The sequence below is a fragment of the Acinetobacter sp. BWR-L5 genome (assembly GCF_039655985.1).
GTDB lineage: Bacteria > Pseudomonadota > Gammaproteobacteria > Pseudomonadales > Moraxellaceae > Acinetobacter > Acinetobacter johnsonii.
Map to the genome: position 1 here is coordinate 38,792 of NZ_JAGFEV010000015.1, position 7,057 is coordinate 45,848.

Here is a 7,057-nt window from a genome sequence, read left to right on the forward strand (position 1 = left end):
CCTTCAATCATCCTGATAATTTAAGTTTAAGAATTTTAAATTAAATAAAGTATGCGGAAAATGCATAACTGCATGCATATTTATTGTTTGAAAGAAAGACTATTCACGCATACAGTCAATCCAAGAATAATACAACACATGGACTTAAAGGTTGGTGAGGACACTATGAATCAAATGGTAAATTCTAAGAAAGTAAGTAAATCAAATTTTAACTGGCAAGACCCGTTCCTAATAGAACAGCAACTCAGTTCAGAAGAGCGCATGATTCGCGATGCAGCAGCTGCCTACTGTCAAGACAAGTTGATGCCACGGGTATTAGAGCAGTTCCGCCACGAAAAAACTGATCCTGCTATTTTTCGTGAAATGGGTGAATTAGGATTGCTGGGTCCAACCATTCCTGAACAGTACGGTGGTGCTGGTTTAAATTATGTCAGCTATGGTCTGATTGCACGTGAAGTCGAGCGAGTCGATTCAGGTTATCGTTCAATGGCCAGTGTACAAAGTTCACTGGTCATGGTGCCGATTCATGAATTTGGTTCTGAGGAACAAAAACAGAAGTATTTACCAAAATTAGCCACAGGAGAATATATTGGCTGTTTCGGCCTGACTGAACCTGATCATGGTTCGGATCCGGGTAGCATGATTACCCGTGCCAAAAAAGTCGATGGTGGCTACCGCTTAACTGGCGCAAAAATGTGGATTACCAATAGTCCGATAGCAGATGTATTCGTGGTCTGGGCCAAGGAAGTATCCGCTGAGGGTAATGTCGGTGACATTCGCGGATTTATCTTGGAAAAAGGCTGGGAAGGACTTTCAGCACCTGCGATTCATGGCAAGGTTGGCTTACGCGCATCGATCACTGGTGAAATTGTGATGGATAACGTGTTTGTACCAGAAGAGAATGCACTTCCAGAAGTACGTGGCTTAAAAGGTCCATTTACCTGTCTGAACAGTGCGCGTTACGGCATTGCTTGGGGGGTCATGGGCGCAGCAGAATTCTGCTGGCATACGGCACATCAATACACTATGGATCGTAAACAGTTTGGTCGACCACTTGCTGCTAATCAGTTGATCCAGAAAAAACTGGCCGATATACAAACTGAAATTGCACTCGGTTTGCAGGTGGCTTTACGTTTTGGTCGTATGAAAGATGAAGGTACTGCATCAGTCGAAGGTACATCTTTAATTAAGCGTAATAACTGTGGTAAAGCTCTAGATATTGCACGTCTGGCACGTGACATGATGGGCGGTAACGGGATCTCTGATGAATTTGGCGTAGCACGTCATCTGGTTAATCTGGAAGTAGTTAATACCTATGAAGGTACCCATGATGTGCACGCGTTAATTTTAGGACGCGCACAAACCGGAATTGCCGCTTTCGGTAACTAATTTAGTTCTTCAATTCAGGATGTTTATTTATAGGCATCCTTGAGACTTTTTTGTCTCAAAAAAATCAACAATTAACTTAAATTAAAGGATTCATCGTGAAACATTCTTGTAAATCTGTGCGTTTGCAAGCTTAAAGTTCAAATGGAACGATAGAAAAATAATAAAGAACCTAAGGCAAATGTAGAGAAATAATAGGACTGCCGATGACTCATTTGGGAAAATGAGGGATATGGAAATGAATAATGATATACAAGCCGAAGCAGGATCGCTCAGCAGAAAATTACCATCTAATATAGGTACAGTGCACCGTATTCATAAAAACACCTGGAAAATTGCATTTATTTTTGCTTTTATTTCTCTGGTAATTGATGGTGTCGATATCATGCTGTTGTCATTCAGTTTAACTAGTTTAAAGGCTGAGTTTGGTCTAACTTCATTTCAAGCTGGTATGCTGGGAAGTTCATCACTAGCAGGGATGGCGCTTGGTGGAATTACAGGTGGATGGGCATGTGACAAATTCGGTCGTGTCAAAACTATCGCCTGGTCTGTGGTTTTCTTTTCAATTATGACCTGTATTCTAGGCTTCACTCAAAGCTATGAGCAGTTCATGATTTTGCGGTTTATTGGTGCATTTGGATTAGGTTCGTTATACATGGCGTGTAATACGCTGATGGCTGAATATGTACCAACAAAATATCGCACCACCGTTTTAGGCACATTACAGACAGGTCAAACCATTGGTTATATTGTGGCGACGTTGTTGGCGGGCGCAATTATTCCTGATCATGGCTGGCGTATGTTGTTTTATGTCACGATTGTTCCAGCAGCATTTGCACTTATTTTCATGCGTTTTGTACCAGAACCTGCATCTTGGCAGGAAGCAAAAATAGAACAATTTAAACGTAAAGAATTAAAAATTGAGCCTACAGTTGAAGCAATAGCTTCAAAAACTCCCTCTGAAAGTGTGTATAAACGTATTTTTGGCCATACACAGCACCGCAAAATGTTTTTGCTGTGGATGACCACAGCTGCCTTCTTACAGTTTGGCTACTACGGTGTCAATAACTGGATGCCAACTTATTTAGAAACAGAACTGAATATGAACTTCAAAGCTTTAACAGGCTATATGGTGGGTGCATATACAGCAATGATTCTAGGGAAAATTATTGCAGGCTATGCGGCAGATAAATTGGGTCGTCGGGTAACTTTTGTCTTTGGTACAGTTGCGACAGCCGCATTTTTACCAGTGATTATTTTCTATAATACACCAAGCAATATTGCTTATTTATTAATTACCTTTGGCTTCCTCTATGGAATTCCATACGGTGTAAATGCAACCTATATGGCGGAAACCTTCGCGACCGATGTTCGTGGTACAGCCATTGGCGGTGCGTATAACATGGGACGTTTAGGTGCTGCGATTGCACCTGCTACCATCGGGATTATTGCGGCAGGCGGTTCATTCACCATGGCATTTATTGTAATGGGTACAGCCTACTTTATTGCGGGTGTTATTCCAGGCCTATTTATCCGTGAACGTCAGTATGATCCACAGCAATCTTCATTAGTGACGGCCACAAATACGGAAGAGAAAACGCCGAGTAGTGTGGAAGTAATCAACAAAACAATTACCGCTAAATAATAAAAATGGCCAGCAGCTTCCTCTGCTGGCTTTTGGAGTAGAACATGGGTGCATTACAAGGAATACGGGTATTGGATTTAAGCCGCGTACTGGCAGGTCCATGGTGCGGACAGATTTTGGCAGATCTAGGTGCTGAAGTGATTAAAATTGAACGTCCAAAAGTGGGAGATGACACCCGTATGTGGGGACCACCGTGGATGCTGGATAATGAGGGTGCTGCCACCCGTGAATCGGGCTATTACCAGTGTACCAACCGCAACAAATATTCAGTTGCTATCGATATTGCAACTGAACAAGGGCAGGAACTGATTCGTGAAATTGCTAAAACTGCCGATGTAGTGATTGAAAACTATAAAGCAGGCTCATTGGAAAAATACGGTTTAGATTATGCATCTTTAAATCAGCTTAATCCAAACTTGGTCTATTGCTCAATTACTGGATTCGGCCAAACTGGACCGCGTGCAGAAGAGCCGGGGTATGACTTTATTATTCAAGGTATGTCCGGATTAATGAGTATTACAGGTGAAAAGGATGAATCACCCGGTGGCGGTGCACAAAAAGTCGGTGTAGCTGTAGTCGATATTCAAACGGGGCTGTATGCAACCGTTGCCATTCAGGCGGCTTTACTGGCTCGCCAACACACTGGTTGTGGGCAATATATCGATTTATCCTTATTAGACGTACAGGTGGCTACACTGGCCAATCAGGGCATGAATTATTTAACTTCTGGTGTTGCTCCAAAGCGTATGGGAAATAATCATCCTAATATTGTTCCTTATCAAACATTTAAAGCCAAAGATAAAGAGTTTATTATCGCCTGTGGCAATGATAAGCAATTTAAAGATTTATGCATTGCCATTGAGCTTCCTAAATTATTAGAAGATAAAAAGTTCCAACATAATCAGGATCGGGTTAAGCATCGTGATGAATTGATTCCATTGCTGTCAGAGTATTTCTTGACTAAAAATGCACAAGATTGGGTAGCGGCAATTCATGCAGTAAAAGTGCCAGTCGGGGTGATTAACTCGATAGAAGATGCACTGCATGAACCACAAATTCAGTCTCGGAATATGGTGGTGGATGTTGCACATCCGTTGAATGATCAATTTAAAATGATTGGTTCACCGATAAAGTTATCCAATACACCGGTTGAATATAAGCATGCTGCGCCACAGTTGGGTGAACATACGCTAAAGATTTTATTACAGTTTAAAACCCGAGAAGAGCTTGCTTCTTTACAAGCTAAAGGTGTTATTGATAGTTCAATAAATATTTTACTTGATAATTCGGTTGCTTGAATGTGTACTCAATAGATAAATGTAGCCAATTAAGTTTGGCTGCTCCAATTCGTACTCTAATGGAGAATGCTGACCGTTAGAGCCTTGTCTGCGTTTTGAATTGTAGAACAGCTCAATATATTCAAAGATATCTGTCCTCGCTTCAGACCTAGTTGTGTAAATTTTCTTTTTAATTCGTTCCCGCTTTAATAACTGGAAGAAACTTTCTGCGACATTAACTGCTTCAATTTTGAACTCTTCTGGGTATCTTTTACTGCTCATAAGCACCTTGTTTATTAGTCATTTTATCTAACTTCAAGGTGTCTATAAAATTGTTAACTATTCATTTCATTCACAATTGAATGACAAGAATGGTTACTTCACAGAATCGCTCGCCAGCAACGTGGCTTCATTTTTCACCATGGATCGCGCTCGTATAAACCATTACCAGATCAAGTCTACTATTAGAGATCTTAAGCACATGTTTTGTTTACTGTCTGATTTGGACGAGCTCTATATTTGTAGTATTGGAAGAAATTTCAGCTATTGATCGAGCAAATATTTGCTCATTTAATTTAAATCATCATAAAATGCGCAAATATATTCTCATTTTTTTTATTTTATGATATTTTTGAGAAAATATTTGCTCATTAATATTTATGGAAAAATTAACGATTCAAGCTCTTCTCGATACAAAATGGCTAGATATAGCAGAACTTAAAATATTAGAGCCACATAAAGGATCTGCAAGTGCGAGTGAGTTAGCCTACGAATTAGAATATGCCATTTCTTATCTAGATAAGAGAGATGAACATGCATGTAGCTTAGCACTACCTGTTCAAATTCTTATTCAACATGAATCGAAAGTCTGGTTTAGTTTTTTAGATGATATTGTTCCGTCTGGTGCTGCGCGACGTTATTTAGTTCAATATCTAGGTCTGCAAAAACTTTCACCAGCAGAACAAGATTTTACATTATTGGAAAAAGGCACAATTGCTCCTGTAGGGAATCTAAGAGTTAAGGAATCAGTTCCACCAAACAATCCAGAATCAACATTACACTTACGCAAGTTCACTACTGGTGATGTTACAGAACGAAATGTTGATTTTCTCGAATACGCACAACAAATGGGTGCAATTAGTGGTGGTGCAACTGGTGCAGGAGGTGAGGCTCCAAAACTACTAATTCGCGTGTCAAAGGATCAGCAAGTTTGGATTGATACCTATCAAAATTCTTTTGATGAACCAGATCAGCATTATCTAGTTAAATTCCCTCGAAATAAGCGTAGTGCAATAGACTGCGACATTCTGAGAGCAGAGTATCATTTTTATCATGTCCTGAATGAACTTGGATTTACAACAATTGAAACTACTCAGATGAAGCTGATTGAAGGTCAGAAATACCCTTCGTTATGGCTGCCAAGATTTGACACAGAGTGGCGTAATCAACAATGGCATCGACTCGGTCTTGAGTCAGTTTATTCCGTATTGAATAAAACATCAGGGAGCCATTTGAATCATTTTGAAGTCATAGACGCGCTTTGTTCCTTATTAAAATCGGTGGACAAAAACTTTGATTCTTCGCAGTTCGTTTGTGAGTGGTTACAAAGGGATCTACTGAATATCATTTTTGGTAACTCAGATAATCACGGTCGTAATACGTCATTTCTAAAAAAATCAGGACGAATATTTCTTGCTCCAATTTATGATTTTGCCCCGATGAAAGCCGATCCAGAAGTTGTGACGAGATCAACAACATGGGGAAGCCCGTATGAAGAAGGAGGGGAATACCGCTGGGAAGGTATTACACAAAATCTTGCACACTGGTGTGAACCACATATCTCTTTAAGTACATTGAAAACATTGGCGAGCAAACTTATTGGTCTCAAGCAGCAATTAATCAATAAAGGTGTTCCCCAAATGATTATAGATATGCCTGGTCTAGGATATGACTTCATTGAAGCCAAACTAAGTCGATGGGAGCTATTATGAAAAAAGAAAATCAACCACTAGACCGTCAACAATTGCTCATTGATTTATATACGCAGTATTTATTCGGTAAAATTACCTTGGGACAACTGCTGAGCCACTTGCGCAAAAATGTATTGGGGCTATCTCAAGAAAAATATGCAGAAATGGTCGGAATCAGTCGGCGTACTTTAACAGACATTGAACAGGACAAAGGTCAACTGACTCAGGTCGTGTTAGATAAGGTGTTTAAACCACTTGGCTTAAAAGCTGGCCTCATACCGACACATGAGCATATTGTTATTAAAATTATAAAGCCATCCGGGTGAATGATCATTCCAGAAAGAATTTCAGATGAGACTGGCTTTGTTGCACAAACATTCAAAAGCTAAACTTCTTCCAAGTTATCTAAATTTAAGTGGCAACTTGGGTGTGAGGTCGACCTAAATCTGTAAATTTATTTAATACGGCCACACGTGCATGAATCTCATTGACTTGGCTTTGAAAGTTTCTCGCACGGAGTTTATCGCCTAATAATTTGATGCAATGCATCTTGGTTTCTATCAGACTTCTGCGATGATAGCCTGACCAATTTTTCCATATTGTTCTTCCTAAACGTTTAACTGTTCGAAGTAATTCATTTCGCTCTAGCGAGCTGATCTTTGTATCTTTACAAGGTTTCGCATTTTTTCTTAGCGGAATCACCGCATGTGCTTGTCGGTCTGCAATTACTTGACGGCATTGCTTGGTGTCATAAGCCCCATCAGTATAGACAGAGTCAA

Annotated in this window: 6 protein-coding genes and 1 pseudogene; 5 read left to right on the plus strand and 2 right to left on the minus strand. The window is 40.0% G+C overall.

All coding sequences use genetic code 11. From position 1 onward, the window contains the following. The first annotated feature begins 165 nt into the window (after window positions 1–165). The 3 genes from JZ787_RS17400 to JZ787_RS17410 all read left to right on the plus strand — a co-directional run bounded on the left by JZ787_RS17400 (window position 166) and on the right by JZ787_RS17410 (window position 4,329). The gene (locus JZ787_RS17400; RefSeq protein WP_346312979.1) at window positions 166–1,389 is read left to right on the plus strand and encodes an acyl-CoA dehydrogenase; all 1,224 of its coding nucleotides are present in this window, start codon (window positions 166–168) and stop codon (window positions 1,387–1,389) included. 235 nt (window positions 1,390–1,624) lie between these two features. Then, complete coding sequence (locus tag JZ787_RS17405) at window positions 1,625–3,031, plus strand: MFS transporter (protein ID WP_346312980.1); 1,407 nt, start codon at window positions 1,625–1,627, stop codon at window positions 3,029–3,031. A 44-nt stretch (window positions 3,032–3,075) separates the two neighbouring features. Next, complete coding sequence (locus tag JZ787_RS17410; protein WP_346312981.1) at window positions 3,076–4,329, plus strand: CaiB/BaiF CoA-transferase family protein; 1,254 nt, start codon at window positions 3,076–3,078, stop codon at window positions 4,327–4,329. On the opposite strand, the pseudogene JZ787_RS17415 reads toward JZ787_RS17410, so the two are convergent. Continuing rightward, a pseudogene (locus tag JZ787_RS17415) lies at window positions 4,306–4,542 on the minus strand (IS3 family transposase); the annotation flags it as partial. The gene JZ787_RS17410 and the pseudogene JZ787_RS17415 overlap by 24 nt on opposite strands. 425 nt (window positions 4,543–4,967) lie before the next feature. Between JZ787_RS17415 and JZ787_RS17420 the strand changes: the two are divergent. Continuing rightward, on the plus strand, window positions 4,968–6,299 hold the full coding sequence (locus tag JZ787_RS17420) for a HipA domain-containing protein (RefSeq protein WP_346312982.1): 1,332 nt from the start codon (window positions 4,968–4,970) through the stop codon (window positions 6,297–6,299). Further along, a complete protein-coding gene (locus tag JZ787_RS17425; RefSeq protein ID WP_346312983.1) occupies window positions 6,296–6,604 on the plus strand; it encodes a helix-turn-helix transcriptional regulator in 309 nt (102 codons plus the stop codon). The genes JZ787_RS17420 and JZ787_RS17425 overlap by 4 nt, the downstream gene beginning before the upstream one ends. A gap of 85 nt (window positions 6,605–6,689) precedes the next feature. On the opposite strand, the gene JZ787_RS17430 is transcribed toward JZ787_RS17425, so the two are convergent. Further along, window positions 6,690–7,057: IS5 family transposase (locus tag JZ787_RS17430; protein WP_346312984.1), on the minus strand; the 368-nt coding region annotated here is incomplete at its 5' end.